Raw genomic sequence first — 18,965 nt, forward strand, 5'->3', positions numbered from 1 at the left:
ACCATGAGCAGCAAGTACACGCTGGAAGACTGGCGCGCCAAGGCGGCGGCGCTGAAGATCAAGGGCCGGGCCTTCGTCGACGGTCGCTACGTCGATGCCGTCTCGGGCAAGACCTTCGACTGCATCAACCCGGCCACCGGCGCGGTGCTCGCGCGCATCGCCGAATGCGACGCCGAGGATGCCGAGCGGGCGGTCGCCGCCGCGCGGCGCGTGTTCGAGGACGGCGCGTGGTCGCGCATGGCGCCGCGCGAGCGCAAGACGGTACTGATCCGCTTCGCGCAGCTCATTGAGGATCATGCCGAGGAGCTGGCGCTGCTCGAATCCCTCGATGCGGGCAAGCCGATCGGCGATACCACGCGGATCGACATCCCCGCCGCGGTGCGCTGCGTGCGCTTCAACGGCGAGGCCGTGGACAAGCTCTACGACGAGGTCGCCCCCACCCCCGACGATGCGCTCGGCCTGATCACGCGCGAGCCGGTCGGCGTGGTCGCCGCCATCGTGCCCTGGAACTTCCCCATCCTGATGGCCTCATGGAAGTTCGCCCCGGCGCTCGCGGCCGGCAACTCGGTGATCCTCAAGCCCTCCGAGAAGGCGCCGCTGACCGCCATCCGCGTCGCCGAGCTGGCGCAGGCGGCCGGCATCCCGGACGGCGTGTTCAACGTGCTGCCCGGCTTCGGCGGTACGGTGGGCAAGGTACTCGCCCTGCACATGGACGTCGACTGCGTGGCCTTCACCGGCTCGACTGCGGTCGGCAAGCAGATCATGCAGTACGCCGGCCAGTCCAACCTCAAGCGCGCCTGGATGGAGTGCGGCGGCAAGACGCCGAACATCGTCTTCGCCGATTGCCCTGACCTCGACGCCGCCGCGCGCGCCGCCGCCTTCGGCATCTTCTACAACCAGGGCGAGATGTGCACCGCCGGTTCGCGCCTGCTGGTCGAGGCCTCGATCAAGGACGCCTTCCTGGAGAAGGTGATCGCGGCCGGCGAGGCCATGCAGCCGGGCGACCCGCTGGACCCCGCCACGCGCATGGGCGCCATCGTCGACGACATCCAGCTCGACCGCGTGATGGGCTACATCGAGGCCGGTCAGGCCGGCGGCGCGACCCTGCGCCTGGGCGGCGAGCGCGTGATGAACGAGACCGGCGGCTACTTCATCGCGCCGACCATCTTCGACAACGTGACCAACGACATGAAGATCGCGCGCGAGGAGATTTTCGGGCCGGTGCTGTCGACTATCGCCTTCACCGACGAGGCCGAGGCGATCCGCATCGCCAACGACTCGCCCTACGGCCTGGCCGCCGCGGTGTGGACCTCCAACCTCAGCCGCGGTCACCGCGTCGCCCGCCGCCTGCGCGCCGGCAGCGTGTGGGTCAACTGCTTCGACGAGGGCGACATGACCGTGCCCTTCGGCGGCTACAAGCAGTCCGGCAACGGCCGCGACAAGTCGCTGCACGCGATCGACAAATACGTCGAACTCAAGGCGACCTGGATCGACCTGAGCCGCTGAGTGCCGCCCCCGCCGCTCGCCGCGCTTGGGTGAGGCGGGCGGCTGGCGGATAATGCCGCCCATCCATCACTCCCGGGGAAACGACATGCGAACCGTGACCGTCGCGGCCACCCAGATGGCCTGCAGCGAAGACCGCGAGGCCAACATCGAGCGTGCCGAAGGCCTGATCCGTGAGGCCGCGGGCCGGGGCGCGCAGATCGTGCTCATCCAGGAACTGTTCGAGGGGCCGTACTTCTGCAAGGACCAGTTGCCGGAGCATTTCTCTTTGGCGCGGCCCTTTGCGGACAACCCGATGATCGCGCGCATGAGCGCGCTGGCCGCCGAGCTGGGTGTGGTGCTCCCGCTGTCCTTTTTCGAGCGTGCGGGCAATGCGTTCTTCAATTCGCTGGCCATGGTCGACGCGGACGGGCGCGTGCTCGGGCTCTATCGCAAGTCGCACATCCCGGACGGACCCGGCTACCAGGAGAAGTTCTATTTCTCGCCCGGCGACACCGGGTTCAAGGTCTGGCAGACCCGCTACGGGGTGCTCGGCGTCGGCATCTGCTGGGATCAGTGGTTCCCCGAGGCCGCGCGCAGCATGGCGCTGATGGGCGCCGAACTCCTGCTCTATCCCACTGCCATCGGTTCCGAACCCCAGGAACCCGAACTTGACTCACGCGACCACTGGCAACGCGTGATGCAGGGACACGCCGGTGCGAACATCGTGCCGCTGATCGCCTCCAACCGCATCGGCGTCGAGCGCGGGCAGAGCTGCGAGCTGACCTTCTACGGCTCGTCCTTCATCGCCGACCACCTCGGCGCCAAGGTCGCCGAGGCCGGTCGTTCCGACCAGACCATTCTCACCGCTAGCTTCGATCTCGATGCCATCGGCGAGGCCCGCCGCGCCTGGGGCGTGTTCCGCGACCGCCGTCCGGAACTCTATGGCGCCTTGTGCACCTACGATGGGACGTACACATCCAGCTAACCCGTCCGTGCACGGTTTGACGCCAGCATGGGTCTGCACGGTTCCGGGCTCATGCAGCCGATGTCTAGCCCTCGGAAATTCTCCAGTCGGGCGGAGCGGCCTGCTTATATCCGGCAAATAGCCTGCCGCCGTTCGCACCCAATATCTGGTCGGCCAGTTCAATCGCCGGGCCGGCATCGGCGTGGGTGAAGAACCGTTCGAACGCCTGCTCGAAGTAGTTGTCGGCAAATTCCGGAGAAACTTCGTGCAGGTGCTTGGGGATGGTCTTGTCCTCGGCGGAACTGTGAGCCAGACGCTGGCGATCACTAGAAGGGGATCACTAGAAGCTGTGTGCCGTTACTTGCGTAAGGCATGTCCTCGACGTTTCGAAGACGATCTAAGGATACGGTACAAGAACCGTGCTAATCGTTGCGCTAAATCGCGCTACGCACATGCCGCGAGATACCCATATATGCCTATATGCGCACATGCGAAAATACGCTGTAAGTGACTGTTTTGCTGCAAAGATCTAAAAAATACCGCCAAATCAGCGGCTTACGTAAGTCATTGATTTTGGGAAGTGTGGTGCTCCCACGGGGACTCGAACCCCGGTTTTCGCCGTGAGAGAGTGAACCTTTATTATATCGGCGTTTCCGCATGTATCAGAAAGTACCAATGACAACAATGACTTAGAAATATGCCTTGTCTTGAGGTGTCCCAAAGTATCGGTTATTCTCGCTCCATATAATGCACAAAAAGTGATACCACGCCCACGGAGGACGTAAGGTTATGGCTAGAATGGTCAGAGACGCGGTGCTACAGAACCGCACAAACCGGCTCAAGCTGGCCGACCGCTGTTACCACTGGCGGACGATTAGCAAGGGTCTGTCGATTGGCTACCGGCGAGGCGGTGGAACGGGCACGTGGTATGTCCGAACCATCAAAAACGGCAAGCGCACACTCAGGGCGCTAGGCAAGGCCGACGACTTTCAGGAAGCGGACGGAGCCGAGATACTGAACTTCGGGCAAGCCCAAAACGCCGCCCGCGACATGGCGCACGAACTGGCAACACGCAGAACCCTGTACACCGTGAACGATGCGCTGAACCACTATCTTGAATGGTTCAAGGCCGAGCGCCGGAGCTATGACAAGACGAAAGGCACTGTTGACCGCCTGATTAGGCCGAAGCTTGGCAAGTATCAGTTGGCCGAGCTAACGCCCGACATTATCCGCCGCTGGCGCGATGGACTTGTGCGACCAAGCGATAAGCCGGACAGATTACGCGCACGACGAGCCACGGCTAACAGGGTGCTGACCGTCCTGAAAGCCGCGTTGAACCACGCATGGCGGAACGACAAAGTTGAATCGGATGGCGCGTGGAGGCGTGTCGGCCCCTATCAGCGGGTGGACGCGCCGAAAATACGCTATTTGAGCGTGGACGAATCACAGCGGCTTGTGAACGCATGCGAGCCTGATTTTCGCCTGCTGGTGCAAGCGGCGCTGTATTGTGGCGCACGGTATGGCGAACTGATTGCTGCTTCCGTGAAGGACTACCACCCGGACGCAAAAATATTGATGTTGACGCACACGAAAAACGGCAAGCCGCGAGCCGTGCCGCTGACCGTTGAGGGTGACGCTTTCTTTAGCCGGGTGGCCGCTGGCAAGGAACCGGGAAGTCGATTATTCACCCGCGAAAATGGCGAGCATTGGAAGGCGTCTGACCAAGTGCGAAGGATGGCAGCGGCCTGCGAACGCGCCGGGTTGGAAAAGGTCAGGTTCCACGATTTGCGGCACAGCTACGGTTCCGCGTTGGCAATGGCAGGGGTTCCGCTACAGGTCATTGCGCACGTGCTCGGACATTCCGACACGCGAATAACAGAGCGCCATTACGCGCACCTGTCGCCGTCATTCGTGGCCGATGCCGTTAGAGGCAGCCTGCCCGACCTGGGGGCGCACAAGGGTGATAATGTGATTCCGATAAAGCGGGAGTGATTGAGAACGGGCAAGGCCAGCGGTGGCACGCTGACCAAGCCCTACCATCGAACAGGGAGGTGAACGATGAATGCAGGCGATATTACCATCCGGCGAATTGAGCGGGAATACTTTGTCGTCCAGTCGGACGGAACCGGCGAGCCTGTCGAGGCACGCGGGCCGTTTAAAACGGTCGAGGAAGCGCAGAAAGAGCACGCTCAATGGGTAGGTGAGCTAGAGGCCGTGCAAGCCGCACAGAAGCCCGTACAGGACGCGATAGAGGCGATGCGCGATGCTTATCTGAGGCATCCGATATTTAGAAAAATAGCCAACAGAATCGACCGCGAAACAGAAACGGGCAAATTGCAGGAACGCGCAGAACGGGCAAAAAAGATTCGTGCGGAATTAGCGGACTTCGAGTATGCACACCCACCCATCCAGACAGAACCGCAAGCGTCCGGGTGGATGCAGCAATCAACGGTTAAACCGATTGAGCCAACACCTGAGCAGATAGCGAACTGGCGAAAGAGTGCCAAGAGCGCGGCCAACGCACACCGGCACGCAAAAAAGAATCGCATGAAAGTTCCGAAGGCGGCAGCGGCGCGGAAAGCGGGCAAGGCAGCGAACAGGGCCAAGGTGCTGGCGATGACCGCGCAAGGAATGACGAACGGGCAAATAGCGGATAAGCTTGATATTTCAGAGCGTTACGTCAGGCAGTTGCGGAACGAGAAGGGGAGGAACTAACCCACTCTGCAAATTCTCAGGAGGACTCCACAAAACCCAACAATTCTATTGCGCAATGTCGCGCGAATTGTTGGAGTTCTTACCATGGGAAACCCTGAGGAAAAGGTTTACTCAGTTTCTGAGTTTTGCGCGCTGAGCCGAATTAGCAAGCCGACCATCTATCGACTCTGGCAGGAAGGCCGTGGGCCGGAAAGCGTTCGTGTTGGCCGCAAACGCTTAATCACCGAAAGCCCGCTTGAGTACGTGCGTCGCATCGGTGTGGCGGGGGGTGCGGAATGAGACTGACGCCGCGCCAAATTCGGGCATTGTCGATGCTCGGGAAAAACCCCGTTTCGCGGGCTACCCTGGACGAACATGCGGGTTGCAGCAACAGCCCGGCGTTGATTGCCGGGCTTCGGAGGATGGGCCTCGCTTTGCCGTGCACGATGGTGCCGTGCCGCGACCGCGACGGGCGGAAAACGCATTATGGCCTTTACCGGGCGACAGGGGACGACCGCCGTAAAATCGCCGAACTTTTGGGAGACAGCGAATGAGCCGCCGGCGCGGGCCAAAGCGGGCCGAATCGCACGTCAGGCTGTACCGGCATGAGTTGGAGAGCGCGGCGTATCGCAGTCTGAGCTGTGAAGCCCGCGCCTTGCTGGTCGAGGCTAGGTCGCTGTTCAGCGGAGGCGAGAACCGCATCCATCTGTCCATCCGCAAAACACAGCGCCGGTTAGGCGTCGGTCGCCATTTGGCCGAAAAGGCCTTGGCCGAATTGCAAGACCGTGGCTTTATTCGCCTGCTCCAAAAAGGCGGCTTCAACCGCAAAGTTCGGCACTCTAGCGAATTCGCTTTGACCAACGAGCCACTGGCCGACCGTGACGGGGCCGTCCCGAGCAAGGACTTTTTGCGGTGGACGCCAGCGGAAAAAAAAATCACGGTGCCGCTCAGCAGCACCGACGGTGCGGGTCAGCAGCACCGAGGCCCTTCCGGCCTACCCCAAAAACCGCCTCACGGTGCGGACCAGCAACACCGAAAACCCTGTTTCGGGCACATCCACGGTGCTGCCCACCAGCACACAGATAGTTTACCAGCTACTGCCATTCTTTCAGGTGGCGCAGGTGCGGCTTTCGGCTGGTGGCGCATGGCCCTATGGCAAAGGCCCGAGGAGCAGCTCAAGGCTTGCTTGGCAATGGTCACGCTGTCCAACAGTCAGGAGGCGGCGGCATGAGCGGGCCATGTCCATGCGGAGGCTTCACGCTCCATCGGAAAGCCCGACACGGCAGCGCCACCCTGTACTGGCGCAGGTGCGGCGCATGTGGCCGCTGCGGCGGCTTCGTTTTGATTCGACCGCCAGATTTAATCCTTTGCGGGGAACCGGCACGCCAAACGTTCAGCGACTTGCGGAGGCTGAGCCATGATTGACGGGCTGATAGCCGGAAAGTTGTGCGGCAAGCCACAACAGCGAACAAGCAACGCGGGCAAGTCGTTTGCCACATGCCGGGTGCGCACGACCACGGGCGACGGCAACAGCGTCTTTGTGAACGCGATTGCCTTCGCGTCGGACGTGTGCGCGTCGCTGCTGGCACTGGCCGATGGCGACAGCGTGAGCCTGAGCGGTCCGCTGACCCCGAAGGCCTGGATGGACAAGGCTGGCGAGCCGCGACCGGCGCTTGATTTGGTGGCCCATGCGGTTCTGACGCCCTACCACGTCACGCGAAAGCGGGCTGCCATGCGGAAAACCGACCAGCCACCCGGCGACCCGAACGACGACTTGCCGGACTTCTGAGGCGATGCGCCAGAGTGGCAAAACAAACTGACACCAAAGGGACACTGACATGACCAAGAAAGTTGTTTCAATTCAAACCCTTGAGCGACGCAAAAAGGCTGTTGAGCTTCGCAAGGCGGGCCTGAGTTACGCCAAAATCGGCGAGCGGTTGGGTATTGCCCGGCAAAGCGCCTTCGCGCATGTCCGCCATGTGCTGAGCGAGCTTCAGGCCGAGACTGCCGAGAGCGCCGAACAGGTGCGCCAAATCGAGTTAGAGCGCTTGGACCGCGCGACCGAGCTATGCATGCGCGGCATCGAAAACGGCGAGCTTGCGGCCATTGACCGGCTAATTCGGATTCAGGAGCGCCGCGCCCGATTGTTGGGGCTGGATGCTGTCGAACGGCTGGACATTGGCACGCAGCCATTGCCGAGCGTTATCTACTGCGAACCCGTTTCGCCAGCGCCCCGCGAATGAGGCTTTAACCGCCATCTGACCGCCTGAGAGGCGTTCTAAGCGCCGTTCTCCATTTCAGCCATAGGGTGATAGCCACCCGGCACCCTTCATCCATCCATCATCGCGTAGACGGCCTCTGACGGCGCTCAGATAGCCCTTTTGCGCAGACCGTACAAGGCGAACGGTCGCCAGCCATAGGGTACCCTTGCTGTCGCGTGATTGGCCCCATATGACCCCCGCTACGGCGGTCTGGTGGCCTGTTTGCCTGCAACCGACAAGGATTGCTTGCCTGTTCAATCGAGCCGCACATTCAGCGCCGCGCCCGATACGTTCCTGCACCGCATAAGTCACAAAAAGTGATACCACGATTCTGACAGTTCGCGTAAGTCATTGATTTTATGGCGCTCCCACGGGGACTCGAACCCCGGTTTTCGCCGTGAGAGGGCGACGTCCTAGACCGCTAGACGATGGGAGCTTGCAGAACTGCAAGGTACGCGAAAGGCTGGTATTATACTGGCCGACCCGATTTTCTCAAGCGGCTAAAAGCCCCCTTGTCAGCGAGTTTGTAACGAGCTTGAATTCGCCATCCTCCGCCTCTTCCCCCCGCATCATTCCCCGTGCAGAGCACGCCATCTCCCGCGCCAATATCAGTCAGAACGCGCTGAAGGTGCTATATCGCTTGAAGGATGCCGGCTACGAGGCCTATCTGGTCGGCGGGGGGGTCCGGGATCTGTTGCTTGGGCGTGAGCCCAAGGATTTCGACATCGCCACCAGCGCGCGGCCCGAGGAGGTGAATCAGCTGTTTCGCAACTGCCGGCTGATCGGGCGCCGCTTCCGTCTCGCGCATGTGCATTTCGGCCGCGAGATCATCGAAGTGGCGACCTTCCGCGCGCCGCATGAGATTGCCGCGGGGGAGGACGAGGCTGTGCTCAGCGACGAAGGGCGTATCCTGCGCGACAACGTATACGGCACCTTCGAGCAGGATGCCTGGCGGCGGGACTTCACCGTCAACGCGCTGTACTACGATATCCGCGATTTTTCCGTGGTCGACCACACCGGCGGGGCGGACGATATCCGCGAGGGTGTGCTGCGTCTGATCGGCGACCCCGAGGTGCGCTATCGCGAGGACCCCGTGCGCATGCTGCGCGCGGTGCGTTTTGCGGCCAAGCTGGGATTCCGCATCGAGCGGCGCAGCGAAACGCCTCTGTTCGAGCTTGCGCCGCTACTCGCCGATGTGGCCCCGGCGCGCCTCTTCGACGAGATGCTCAAGCTGTTTCAGGGCGGGGCGGCCGTCGCCAGCTTCGAACTGCTGCGCCATTATGGCTTATTTGGCGTGCTCTTCCCGGCCACCGAGGCCACGTTGGCCACCGAGGTTGACGGTTTCCCGCTGACCTTCCTGCGTCTTGCACTGGAGAATACCGACCGTCGCATCGCGGAGGGCCTGCCGGTGACGCCCGCGTTCCTGTTCGCGACGCTGCTTTGGGAGCCGGTGCGTCTGCGCGCGGCCGATCTGGCGCACGATGAACTGGGTGAATTGACCGCGTTGCAGATCGCGGCGGCCGAGGTGACCGCGGAACAGACACGCAGCATCAGTATGCCGAAGCGTTTCAGCCTGCCGATGCGCGAGATCTGGACGCAGCAGCCGCGTTTCGCGCAGCGCCAGGGCAAGCGGCCGCTGCGCCTGATGGCGCACCCGCGTTTTCGTGCGGCTTATGATTTCCTTTGCCTGCGCTCAAAGGCAGGCGAACTGGACACCGAGTTGTGCGAGTGGTGGACTCGGCTGCAGGAGGCCGACCCCGAGGCCCGGCAGACGCTGCTCGATGCCTCGCCGCGTACCGCCAAGGGTCGGCGCCGGAGGCGGCGCAGCCGCGCGCGCAAGTCCACCCCTAGCGATGCCTGAGTATCGTCCGGCCTACGTGGCCCTGGGCAGCAATCTGGATGATCCGGTAGCACAGATCGAGCGGGCCACGCATGCGCTTGCGGCCCTGCCTCTGACCCGGCTGCGCCGGCGATCGCAGCTATACGCCAATCCGCCCATGGGGCCGCAGGATCAGCCCGAGTACGTCAATGCCGTGGCTGCGTTGGAAACGGCGCTGGCGCCGTTGGCGCTCCTCGACGCGCTGCAGGCCATCGAGACGGAGCAGGGCCGGACGCGCAGCGGGCCGCGCTGGGGTGCGCGCACGCTGGACCTGGACCTCCTGCTGTACGACGACCTGGAATGGGACGACCCGCGGCTGACGCTGCCTCATCCGGGTCTGCATGAACGGGACTTTGTCCTGTATCCTCTCGCCGAAATCGCTCCGCAGCTCGCCATACCCGGGCGCGAACCGCTGGTCGCGCTGCTGGCGCAGTGCCCGTCGCGAGGACTTCGCCCATTGGATCGTGCCGATGACTGACCTGCCTGCCTTTATCGCCATCGAGGGCCCGATCGGGGTCGGCAAGACCACGCTGGCGCGCCGCCTGTCCGAGGATTTCGGCGCTTCGCTGCTGCTCGAACAGCCGGAGGAAAACCCATTCCTGGAGCGTTTCTACGAGAATCCACGCGCCGTAGCCCTGCCTACGCAGCTCAGCTTCCTGATGACGCGGGTGCGTCAGATGCGCGAACTGCGTCAGAACGATCTATTTACCAGCACGCGGATCGCGGATTTCGTGCTGGAAAAGGATCGCCTGTTCGCCGAGGTGACCCTGGATTCCGACGAACTCGAGCTGTATGAGCAGGTCTACGTCCAGCTTTCGCTGGATGCACCGCGGCCGGATCTCGTGGTCTATCTGCAGGCGCCGGTGGACGTATTGTTGCGGCGTATCGAGCGGCGCGCGCGCAACTACGAGCGTATGATCGAAGCTGCTTATCTGTCTCGGCTATGCTCGCGTTACACGGACTATTTCTATCATTATGACGCCTCGCCGCTGCTGATCGTCAATGCCAGCGAAATCGATATCGTGAACAACGAGAAGGATTACCAGGCGCTGGTCGACGAGATCCGCAGCCCGCCGAGCGGGCGCCGTTATTTCAATCCACTGCCGTTTACGATGTGAAGCCATGAGCGTACAGAACGAAACAAGGCGTGTGACCGTGGCTGACCTTCATCGCGCCAAGCGTGAGGGGCGCCGAATCGCCTGCCTGACTGCCTACGACGCGAGTTTCGCGCATCAGGTCGACGCGGCCGGTGCGGACGTGATTCTGGTCGGCGACTCCCTGGGCATGGTGATGCAGGGCCACGATACGACCATTTCGGTCACCATGGACGAGATGACCTACCACACGCGACTGGCCGCCGCCGGTCGGCGCCATGCACTGCTGATGGCGGACCTGCCTTTCATGAGTTTCGCCGAGCCGGCCAGCGCCCTGCGCAACGCCGCGCGCCTGATGCAGGAAGGCGGTGCCGAGGTCGTCAAGCTGGAAGGCGGCGCGGATCAGGTGGTGGTGGTCGAACGGCTGAGCGCCAACGGCGTGCCGGTGTGTGCGCATCTCGGTTTGCGTCCGCAGTTCGTGCACAAGCTCGGTGGTTACCGGGTGCAGGGTCGCGACGACGAAACCGCCGATATGCTGCGCCGCGATGCGCGCTCGCTGGCCGCGGCCGGTGCCGAACTGATATTGCTCGAATGCGTGCCGGCCAAACTGGCTGCGGAAATCACCGAAACCTCCGATATCCCGGTCATCGGCATCGGCGCAGGCGCCGCCTGCGATGGGCAGATCCTGGTGCTGCATGACGTATTGGGGATCACCCCCGGCAAGCCGCCGCGCTTCGCGCGCAACTTTATGCCGGGCCACGACAGTGTCGGCGCAGCGCTGCGCGCCTATGTCGAAGCAGTGCGCGACGGCAGCTTCCCGGCGCCGGAACACGGTTTCTGACATGCGTGAAACCGGTAGACCGCTGGAGCTGCACAGCATCATTCGGGGCTGGCGCCTGCAGGGCGAGCGCGTGGCGCTGGTGCCAACCATGGGCCATCTGCACGACGGGCACCGCGCGCTGATCCGCGAGGCGCGCCAGCGTGCGGATCGTGTGGTGGTGAGCATCTTCGTCAATCCGCTGCAGTTCGACCGTCCCGACGACCTGGCTGCCTATCCGCGTACCCTGGACGCGGACCGCGGCGTGCTGGTGCGCGACGGCGTCGACCTGCTGTTCACGCCCGATGCCGATACCCTCTATCCGCAGGGACTGGAGCAGGCGACGCGCGTCAGCGTGCCCGGCATCGGCGACATCCTGGAGGGCGAGTACCGGCCGGGGCATTTCACCGGCGTCGCTACGGTGGTGTGCAAGCTGTTCAATCTGGTGCAGCCCGACGAGGCCGTGTTCGGCGAAAAGGATTACCAGCAGCTGCTGCTGGTGCGGCGCATGGCGTCGGACCTCGACATTCCGGTTCGCATTCACGGTGTGCCGGTGGTCCGCGACGAGGACGGCCTGGCGCTGAGTTCGCGCAACAGCCGCTTGGACGAGGCCTCGCGCCGGCGTGCGCCGATGCTGCACCAATGCCTGGGCAAGGCCGAGGAGTTGCTGCGCCAGGGCGCGGCGGCCTTCGACAAGATCGAGCGTGCGGCCACCGATGCACTGGCCAAGGCGGGGTTCAGGGTCGAATACCTGGTAATTCGACGCGCCGAAGATCTTGCGCCGGCCGAACGCGGCGAGCGGAATCTGGTGCTGCTGGCAGCCGCCTGGATCGGCGGCGTGCGTCTGATCGACTCCCTGCCGACGGTGCTTGCGGACGGCAGCTGACCCTCTTCTCGTACGTCGTACGCGGTCGCCTTTCCCTGCGGTACTTACCGCTGCGTGAATATCTTGTGACGAACGGAACAATTATAAGAAAAAATTGTCGCTAGGATGAGCGATTCCATTCGTGTGCTCGCAACCCATCGGGCGCTGTGGGATTTGCCACCGGATTGTCTAAGCTAAATAAGGTTTCGTCGGATTTAACTATTCCGCCGGAACGTCGATATAACGATAAAAGCTTCAAATGCAGGTGGTGCCGATACGTAGCCCCGCTTCGATGGCGGGCTTGACGGTGCCGCGCCTGCCGATCGGGGATCGGCGGCCATTCGAGCTAAGGAAGAACGAAAAGGCATGACGAGCGAATCGACACTGACCGCCCTCTGGGCACGGGGGAGCGTCCTGCCCTGGGGGATCGCAACGGCGGCATTGCTGGTGTGGGGGCAGCCGAGGTGGCTTGCCTACACCTGCGCTGCCGTCTTCGCCCTGATCTGGGTATGGCGATCCCGTCCAAGCCCCGCAAGCGCGCCCAAGATCGCCTCTGTGGCCGCGATTCCTGCGGAATCGATGACGGAGCATCAGATCGGGCATGAGGAATCTGACACCCTGGCAATCGCGCAGGCGCTGCAGATCGTGTCGCGCCAGATCGATACCGCCAGGACGCAGACGGAGCAGGGCGTCGGTTCGCTGCTCGCGGAATTCGACAGCCTGCAGGGGCGCCTGGATCAAGCGGTACAGACTGCCTCTGCCATCGCCGCAGGTGGCAGTGGAGATGCACATGGGCAAGATGACTTCGCGCGCAACGAAAGCGACCTGCGCTCGGTGCTGAGCACGCTGGAGGCCTCCGGCGAGCGTCGGCGCACGCTGCTGCAGGCCCTGGATGGCCTGGATGCCTATGCCGAGGCGCTGCGCAACATGACCGGCGAGGTGGAGGTGATCGCCTCGCGCACCAACCTGCTGGCGCTGAATGCGGCCATCGAGGCGGCGCGCGCGGGCGAACAGGGCCGGGGGTTTGCCGTGGTCGCCGAGGAGGTGCGCAAGTTGTCCGGCCTGTCGTCCGACACGGTGCGAAGGATGGCCGAGAAGATCCAGAGCATTTCCGATTCCCTGGCGCATATCGGTCAGTCCGCGGCGGTTTCCGGGGAGGCCGACCAGCAGGCGATGACGGACGCGGACGAGGCGGTGAACGCCGTACTTACCCGTTTTCGGCGCTTCACGGAGCAGACCCGAGAGTCGGCCGAGGCGGTGCGTCACGAAAACGACGGCATTCGCGCCGACGTAGCGCAGATGCTGGTGTCGCTGCAGTTCCAGGACCGCGTGAGCCAGATACTGTCGCACGCCAAAATCAGTCTCAACGGGCTCGGCCAATTGCTCGACGAGCAGCTGTCCGCCGGCGCCAACGTCCGTGAGGTGATCGAAAGCTGGCTGGAGGACGTCGAACGCAGCTACACGACGGACGAACAGCGACGCAATCACCACGGCGACCAACAAGGCCCGACCGATGCGGGCGAAGTGACGTTTTTCTGATTGCCGCCGCGTCGCGTGAAGGCGACGGGCCGGAACATAGTGCTACCAAACCGGGGGAATGACGCATGCCGAAAACCGTGATGATCGTGGATGACTCCGCCTCTCTGCGCCAGGTGGTGAAAATGGCGCTGGTAGGTGCGGGTTATGAGGTACTGGAAGCCGGCGACGGGCAGGATGCCCTGGACAAGCTCACGGGCAAGAAGGTCCAACTGGTCATCAGCGACGTGAACATGCCGCGGATGGATGGGATCACCTTCGTCAAGCAACTCAAGCAGCGCCCGGAATACCGCTTCGTGCCGGTCATCATGCTCACCACCGAGGGGCAGGACGCGAAGAAGGAAGAAGGGCGTGCTGCGGGCGCCAAGGCCTGGATGGTCAAGCCTTTTCAACCGGCCCAGATGCTGGCGGCCGTATCCAAGCTGGTCGGGCAGTAGCCGCAGCTGGAGGGGGGATCTATGGACATCGTTGCGGAGCGCCAGGGGGATCGGATGCAGCTCAGTCTGATGGGCGATCTCGATATCTACGGCGTCGCTGACATCCACGCGCATCTCGCGAGCGCTCTGGACGAGGCCGCGACGGTGTCGCTGGACCTGTCGCGGGTGGAAAACGTGGATGCCGCCGGCATCCAGCTGCTGATGGCCGTCAAGCGCGAGGCCGGGCATCGCGACAAGACGTTTGCGCTGATCCATCACAGCGCCTGCGTGATCGAGGCCATCGAGCTGTGCCAGCTCGAACGCTTCTTCGGCGATCCCCTGGTACTGCGGCCCGCCGCCGGGAGGCGCACGTGAGCGACGATTTCGATCTCGGCAGCGTGCTCGGCACCTTCCTCGACGAGGCGCGCGAGTTGCTGATGCAGATGGAGACCATCCTGCTGGGTATGGAGTCCGGAGGCGGCGAGGCGGATCCGGAAGAAATCAATGCCCTGTTCCGTGCAGCGCACACCGTCAAGGGGTCCGCGGGGCTGTTCGGGCTGGACGACGTGGTGGCCTTCGGGCACCGGGTCGAGAGCGTGCTCGACCGGGTGCGCGACGGCGAGTTGGCACTCACCCCGGATAGGGTCGGGCTGCTGATCCGCTGCACCGATCATCTCGGCCAGCTGGTGAATTGCGCCGCCGAGGCGCGCGATCCCGACGAGGCCCTGATCGCTCAGGGCAACGAACTCGCTGCGGCGCTGCAGGCCGGCGGCGCGTCTGCCGCGGATCCGGCACCGAAGCCGGAAGCTACCGCCAAACCCGAGTCGCAGGCGGGCGGGCGCAGCGAATCCACGGTTCTGGCCGCGACCGGCACCGCGGTGGAGTCGGCCATCGAGTCATGGACACGCCGTTCGGAGCGCGACGGTTGGCACCTTTCGCTGCGCTTCAGCGAGGAAACCTTCCGCAACGGCATGGACCCGCTGTCGTTCATCCGTTACCTGCAGTCGCTGGGGCAGCTCGTGCGGGTCGAAACGCTGCCGGACCGCATTCCGGAAACGGACTTCGACCCGGAGTCCTGCTATCTGGGCTTCGAGATCCACTTCCTCGGCGAGGTCACCAAACAGGCACTGGAGGACGTATTCGAGTTCGTCCGCGAGGATTGCCAGATCCGCATCCTGCCGACCGCGAGCAAGGTGGAGGAATTCCTGTCGTTGATCCGCTCGCTGCCGGAGGACGATCTGCGTCTCGGCGAGATCCTCGTCAAGGTGGGTACGCTGACCGAGCGCGAACTGCAGGAGGCCCTCGCCGCGCAGGCGCAGTCGGAGAGTCCCGATCCGCTCGGCCGGATCCTGGTCAAAAGCGGCACGGTGCAGCCGCCGGTGGTCGAGGCGGCCCTGACCAAACAGGTCAAGGTGAAGGAGGTCAAGGCGCGCGAGACCCGTTCGGTCAGAGTGCAGGCGGACAAGCTGGATTCGCTCATCGATCTCGTCGGCGAACTCGTGATCGCCAGTTCGGCGGCACGCTCGCTGGGTGCGGTGAATCCCGACTCGGCGCAACACCAGGCCGCGCTCGAAGTGGGGCGCCTGGTCGAACTCATCCGCGAGGGTACGTTGCGTCTGCGCATGGTCGAGATCGGCGAGACCTTCGCGCGCTTCCACCGCATCGTGCGCGACACCGCACGCGAGCTCGGCAAGGAGGTCGCCCTGGAAGTGGAGGGTGGCGATACGGAGCTGGACCGGACCATGGTCGAGAAGATCGCCGACCCGCTGACCCACATGGTGCGTAACGCCATCGATCACGGCATCGAAATGCCGGAGCTGCGTCTGGCGCGCGGCAAAACCGAGAAGGGCACGATCCGCCTAGCCGCGTTTCACGATTCGGGCAACGTGGTCATCGAGGTGGGCGACGACGGCGCCGGACTGGACCCCGAACGCATTCGCAACAAGGCGCTTTCCCGCGATCTGATCGGCGAGGACGACACGCTGTCCCCGCGGGATCTCTATCAGCTGATTTTCGAACCGGGTTTCTCGACGGCGGAACAGGTGAGCAACCTGTCCGGGCGCGGAGTCGGCATGGACGTGGTGAAGAAGACGGTCGAAGGGCTGCGCGGTAGCATCGACATCGACAGCGTGCCCGGCAGCGGGACCTCGGTACGCCTGCGACTGCCGCTCACCCTGGCGATCATCGACGGTTTTCTCCTCGGCGTCGGCGAATCCAAGTTCGTATTGCCGCTGGACCTGGTCGTCGAATGCATCGACCTGCAGCGCGTCGAGGAGCGTGCGGCGCAAGGGACATACGTGCGCGTGCGCGGCGAGGTGATTCCCTATTTGCGCATTGCGGATTTCTTCGGCCTGCAGGCACGCGGACACGGTCGCGAGAGTCTGGTCGTGGTGCAGGGCAGCGGGCGCCGCTTCGGTCTCGTGGTCGACGAACTGCTGGGCGAACTGCAGACGGTGATCAAGCCGCTGGGCGGCCTGTTCGAGCATCTCAAGGGCATCAGCGGCTCGACGATCCTGGGCAGCGGGGAGCTGGCACTGATTATCGACGTGGCGGGCCTGAGCCAGTTGGCAGCCCAACGTGATGAACGAGCGGGACCGCGGCGGGAACAGGCCGCCGGCGGTGAAACGGTGCGCGGCTGAGCGGGCAGATGGCCTGCGCGGGGCGACGAGCGAAACGATAACTACCATTGCGAGATGCGAGTGAGGGGAATATGTCATTCAGAAATTTGAAGATAGGTGTCCGCCTGGGCATCGGTTTCGGGGTGTTGCTGCTCCTGCTGGTCGTGGTGGCGGGCATGGGCGTGCGCGAAATGTCCATGATCAAGCAGGGTACCGACACCATCGCCACCCACGACTGGGTCAAGGCCAAGCTGGTCATGCAGGTCAAGGACGAGATCCTGGAGGACGACGCTGACTTCCAGGCCATGATGCTGACCCAGGATGCAACGAAGCGCGAACAGCTTGCGGCACGCATCAGCACTCACGAGCAGGGCATCGAGACGCGCTTCAAGTCGCTCGACGAGATGGTCGATTCGGCGCAGGGAAGGGCGCTGATGACCGCCACGCGCAGCGACCTGGCCAAGCTCAATGCGGTCAAGAGCGAGGTGGCGCAAACCCTGTCTGCGGGTAATGCGACCAAGGCGGCGAGCGACTTCTCCACGCGCGGTCTGCCGCTGGTCGACAGCCTGCGCAGCAACCTCAACCAATTGGTCACGCTGCAGCAGCAGCATCTGGACAATTCCTACCATGAGGCCAATGTGGTCTACCGGGAATCCCGCATCATGGTGATCAGCATCATCGTGATCGGTTTGCTGATAGGCATCGGTTTCGCCTGGTTTACTACCCGCAGCATCACCCGCCCGATCGGCGAGGCGGTCAATGTCGCCAATCATCTGGCCGACAACGATCTGACCGTCGAGATCGAGGTCACGTCGAACGACGAAACGGGGCATCTCCTGGCGGCCATGCGCACCATGGCGGAAAATCTCGCCGGCATCATCGCCGAGGTGCGCGGTGCCGCCGATTCATTGTCCAGCGCGTCCGAGCAGGTGAGCACCACCGCGCAGGCGGTATCCCAGGCTTCGACCGAGCAGGCCGCGAGCGTCGAGGAGACGACCGCCTCGATGGAGGAAATGGGCGCTTCGGTCACGCAGAATTCGGAGAATGCCAGGGTCACCGACGGCATGGCCGGCGAGGCGGCCACCAAGGCCTCCGACGGCGGGCAGGCGGTGGAGCAGACCGTCAAGGCGATGAAGGACATTGCCGACAAGATCGGCATCGTCGACGACATCGCCTACCAGACCAACCTGCTGGCCCTCAACGCCGCGATCGAGGCCGCGCGTGCCGGCGAGCACGGCAAGGGCTTCGCGGTGGTCGCCGCCGAGGTGCGCAAGCTGGCCGAGCGCAGCCAGGTGGCGGCGCAGGAGATCGGCGAGCTGGCCTCCAGCAGCGTCTCACTGGCCGAACGTGCCGGAAAGCTGCTGACGGAAATCGTTCCCAGTGTGCGCAAGACCTCGGATCTGGTACAGGAAATCGCCGCAGCGTCGGACGAACAGAACAGCGGCGTCGGTCAGATCAACGTGGCGATGAATCAGCTGAGTCAGGCGACACAACAGAATGCCTCCGCCTCGGAGGAACTGGCGGCCACGGCCGAGGAGCTCAACGGCCAGGCCGAACAACTGCAACAGCTGATGGCGGTGTTCAAGCTGCGCAGCGGGCGCAACGACGCGGACCAGCTGCGCGCCAGCGCCCATACCTTCACCGCGCAGACCCGACGCAAACCCGCTGCGCCGCCGGCGTCCAAGCCCAAACGCGGCGAACCCGCGGCGGACGACGAGTCCGGTCTGGCGGAAGAAGGCGAATTCGTGCGCTTTTGACGGGAGGCGGCAATGGCTCAGCAATTGGAAGTCGCGGGCGGGCGTGAGCCGGCTGCGGGCGTGGGGGTAGACGGTCAGGCGGGGCAGTATCTGAGCTTCACCCTGGCCGAGGAAACCTTCGCCATCGATATCCGCTATATCCGCGAGATTATCGAATACGAGGTCGTGACCACCGTGCCGATGATGCCGGCCTTCCTGCGCGGCGTCATCAATCTGCGTGGCCGCGTCGTGCCGGTGATCGACCTCGCCGTGCGTTTCGGGCGGCGTCCGATGGAAGTACGCCGCCGTACCTGTATCGTCATCATCGAAATCGGCGGCGAGGGAGCGGGCCAGGATCTCGGCATCCTGGTCGATTCGGTGAACGAAGTGGTCGAGATCGAGGCCGCCAGTCAGGAGCGCCCGCCGGCCTTCGGCGCCGGTCTGCGCAACGACTTTATCGCAGGCATCGGCAAGGTGGACGGGCGCTTCATCGTGATCCTGGACATCGATCAGGCGCTTTCTCTCGCGGAAATGTCCGCGCTCGCCGAATCCGCCAGCAAGAGTTTCGGTGCCCAGCCCGACGAACCGGCAGGGATTTGA

Annotated in this window: 20 protein-coding genes, 1 tRNA gene and 1 pseudogene; 20 read left to right on the plus strand and 2 right to left on the minus strand. The window is 63.6% G+C overall.

Annotated elements, in window-relative coordinates; genetic code table 11:
• Positions 1-3 precede the first annotated feature (3 nt).
• Both BJI67_RS05375 and aguB read left to right on the plus strand, forming a co-directional pair.
• Positions 4-1,506: an aldehyde dehydrogenase gene (locus tag BJI67_RS05375; protein ID WP_070072166.1), complete on the plus strand. Its 1,503-nt coding sequence runs from the start codon at positions 4-6 to the stop codon at positions 1,504-1,506.
• 85 nt (positions 1,507-1,591) lie between these two features.
• On the plus strand, positions 1,592-2,470 hold the full coding sequence (gene aguB, locus BJI67_RS05380) for an N-carbamoylputrescine amidase (protein ID WP_070072167.1): 879 nt from the start codon (positions 1,592-1,594) through the stop codon (positions 2,468-2,470).
• A 562-nt stretch (positions 2,471-3,032) separates the two neighbouring features.
• On the opposite strand, the pseudogene BJI67_RS17295 reads toward aguB, so the two are convergent.
• Positions 3,033-3,135, minus strand: a pseudogene (locus tag BJI67_RS17295).
• A 112-nt stretch (positions 3,136-3,247) separates the two neighbouring features.
• On the opposite strand from BJI67_RS17295, the gene BJI67_RS05385 reads away from it, so the two are divergent.
• The 7 genes from BJI67_RS05385 (at position 3,248) to BJI67_RS05410 (ending at position 7,386) form a co-directional block, all read left to right on the plus strand.
• Positions 3,248-4,441: a tyrosine-type recombinase/integrase gene (locus BJI67_RS05385; protein WP_231940903.1), complete on the plus strand. Its 1,194-nt coding sequence runs from the start codon at positions 3,248-3,250 to the stop codon at positions 4,439-4,441.
• Positions 4,442-4,507: 66 nt separating this feature from the next.
• A complete protein-coding gene (locus BJI67_RS05390) occupies positions 4,508-5,164 on the plus strand; it encodes a helix-turn-helix domain-containing protein (protein WP_070072169.1) in 657 nt (218 codons plus the stop codon).
• Positions 5,165-5,248: 84 nt separating this feature from the next.
• Entirely contained in the window at positions 5,249-5,443 is a 195-nt protein-coding gene (locus BJI67_RS16665; protein WP_083250658.1) for a helix-turn-helix transcriptional regulator, read from the plus strand.
• Positions 5,440-5,697: a hypothetical protein gene (locus tag BJI67_RS05395; RefSeq protein ID WP_070072170.1), complete on the plus strand. Its 258-nt coding sequence runs from the start codon at positions 5,440-5,442 to the stop codon at positions 5,695-5,697. Before BJI67_RS16665 ends, BJI67_RS05395 begins: the two co-directional genes overlap by 4 nt.
• Positions 5,694-6,374 (plus strand): hypothetical protein, encoded by a 681-nt coding sequence (locus BJI67_RS05400; RefSeq protein WP_070072171.1) that lies wholly within the window; start codon positions 5,694-5,696, stop codon positions 6,372-6,374. Before BJI67_RS05395 ends, BJI67_RS05400 begins: the two co-directional genes overlap by 4 nt.
• Positions 6,375-6,560: 186 nt before the next feature.
• The gene (locus BJI67_RS05405) at positions 6,561-6,932 is read left to right on the plus strand and encodes a single-stranded DNA-binding protein (RefSeq protein ID WP_070072172.1); all 372 of its coding nucleotides are present in this window, start codon (positions 6,561-6,563) and stop codon (positions 6,930-6,932) included.
• Positions 6,933-6,981: 49 nt separating this feature from the next.
• The gene (locus BJI67_RS05410; RefSeq protein ID WP_070072173.1) at positions 6,982-7,386 is read left to right on the plus strand and encodes a hypothetical protein; all 405 of its coding nucleotides are present in this window, start codon (positions 6,982-6,984) and stop codon (positions 7,384-7,386) included.
• Positions 7,387-7,764: 378 nt separating this feature from the next.
• Here the strand turns inward: BJI67_RS05410 and BJI67_RS05415 are convergent.
• Positions 7,765-7,840 (minus strand) — tRNA-Glu (locus BJI67_RS05415).
• Positions 7,841-7,939: 99 nt separating this feature from the next.
• Between BJI67_RS05415 and pcnB the strand changes: the two genes are divergently transcribed.
• From pcnB to BJI67_RS05470, 11 genes are all read left to right on the plus strand, one after another.
• A complete protein-coding gene (gene pcnB, locus BJI67_RS05420; RefSeq protein ID WP_070072174.1) occupies positions 7,940-9,265 on the plus strand; it encodes a polynucleotide adenylyltransferase PcnB in 1,326 nt (441 codons plus the stop codon).
• Positions 9,258-9,761, plus strand: a complete 504-nt coding sequence (folK, locus tag BJI67_RS05425; RefSeq protein ID WP_070072175.1) for a 2-amino-4-hydroxy-6-hydroxymethyldihydropteridine diphosphokinase — start codon at positions 9,258-9,260, stop codon at positions 9,759-9,761. Before pcnB ends, folK begins: the two co-directional genes overlap by 8 nt.
• Positions 9,754-10,401, plus strand: a complete 648-nt coding sequence (locus BJI67_RS05430) for a deoxynucleoside kinase (RefSeq protein WP_070072176.1) — start codon at positions 9,754-9,756, stop codon at positions 10,399-10,401. Before folK ends, BJI67_RS05430 begins: the two co-directional genes overlap by 8 nt.
• A 4-nt stretch (positions 10,402-10,405) precedes the next feature.
• The gene (gene panB / locus BJI67_RS05435) at positions 10,406-11,218 is read left to right on the plus strand and encodes a 3-methyl-2-oxobutanoate hydroxymethyltransferase (RefSeq protein WP_070072177.1); all 813 of its coding nucleotides are present in this window, start codon (positions 10,406-10,408) and stop codon (positions 11,216-11,218) included.
• A 1-nt stretch (position 11,219) separates the two neighbouring features.
• Positions 11,220-12,080: a pantoate--beta-alanine ligase gene (panC, locus tag BJI67_RS05440; protein WP_070072178.1), complete on the plus strand. Its 861-nt coding sequence runs from the start codon at positions 11,220-11,222 to the stop codon at positions 12,078-12,080.
• 345 nt (positions 12,081-12,425) lie between these two features.
• Positions 12,426-13,598 (plus strand): methyl-accepting chemotaxis protein, encoded by a 1,173-nt coding sequence (locus BJI67_RS05445; protein WP_083250659.1) that lies wholly within the window; start codon positions 12,426-12,428, stop codon positions 13,596-13,598.
• 65 nt (positions 13,599-13,663) lie between these two features.
• Positions 13,664-14,032 (plus strand): response regulator, encoded by a 369-nt coding sequence (locus tag BJI67_RS05450; RefSeq protein ID WP_070072179.1) that lies wholly within the window; start codon positions 13,664-13,666, stop codon positions 14,030-14,032.
• 21 nt (positions 14,033-14,053) lie between these two features.
• The gene (locus BJI67_RS05455; RefSeq protein WP_070072180.1) at positions 14,054-14,386 is read left to right on the plus strand and encodes an STAS domain-containing protein; all 333 of its coding nucleotides are present in this window, start codon (positions 14,054-14,056) and stop codon (positions 14,384-14,386) included.
• Entirely contained in the window at positions 14,383-16,650 is a 2,268-nt protein-coding gene (locus tag BJI67_RS05460) for a chemotaxis protein CheA (protein ID WP_231940904.1), read from the plus strand. Before BJI67_RS05455 ends, BJI67_RS05460 begins: the two co-directional genes overlap by 4 nt.
• Positions 16,651-16,721: 71 nt before the next feature.
• A complete protein-coding gene (locus BJI67_RS05465; RefSeq protein ID WP_070072181.1) occupies positions 16,722-18,386 on the plus strand; it encodes a methyl-accepting chemotaxis protein in 1,665 nt (554 codons plus the stop codon).
• Positions 18,387-18,398: 12 nt separating this feature from the next.
• Positions 18,399-18,965 carry a chemotaxis protein CheW gene (locus BJI67_RS05470; protein ID WP_070072182.1) on the plus strand — a complete coding sequence of 189 codons (567 nt, stop codon included), beginning with the start codon at positions 18,399-18,401 and terminating at the stop codon, positions 18,963-18,965.

The organism is Acidihalobacter aeolianus, from assembly GCF_001753165.1.
In the GTDB taxonomy this organism is placed as follows: domain Bacteria; phylum Pseudomonadota; class Gammaproteobacteria; order DSM-5130; family Acidihalobacteraceae; genus Acidihalobacter; species Acidihalobacter aeolianus.